Below are 533 nucleotides of genomic sequence, written 5' to 3'. Positions count from 1 at the left end.
GCGGTAGGTTCGTTCATCGCTATCGCGTCTACTGTTCCATTCGCAAGAACAATGGGTAAGTCCGATACATTGTAAATTACAAATTCAACCTGAGACGATTCAGCGCGTATATCAACGCCGTGGTCGGCAAGAACGCGTTTAGCGTAAACAGCGGGGCTGGCAGTCATGCTGGGAATACCAACTTTTTTGCCTCTTAAATCTTCCGCTTTTTTAATGCCGGAATCAGGTTTTACCAAGGTTACATCGCACCCTGTATGCAGAGCCGATGTAATTTTTGCAGGTAACCCGTTGGAAAGCGGCGGTATAATTGCCGCAAGCAGAGCGAAACCGGCGTCAATGCGTCCCGCTGTAAGCGCGTCAAACGCAGTGCCGGAGGCAAGTTTTATAAGTTCTACTTCGATACCTTCATCTTTAAAATAGCCTTTTTCATAGGCAATATGCACAGGCGCTTCACACAGAATGCCGTAATATCCAATGTTCAAAACAAAATCTTCTTTACTTTTTTTTGTGCAGGCGGTCAGCAATACCGATAC

General features: G+C 46.0%; 1 protein-coding gene. It reads right to left on the bottom strand.

What is annotated here, in order from left to right:
* On the bottom strand, positions 1 to 533 hold a 533-nt coding region (locus ACYVTD_RS15980), incomplete at both ends, for an ABC transporter substrate-binding protein (RefSeq protein ID WP_461248671.1).

Source organism: Treponema sp. R6D11, from assembly GCF_054786075.1.
The sequence above is the reverse complement of the archived record's forward strand: the minus strand, read 5'-3'. Positions and strand labels throughout refer to the sequence as shown.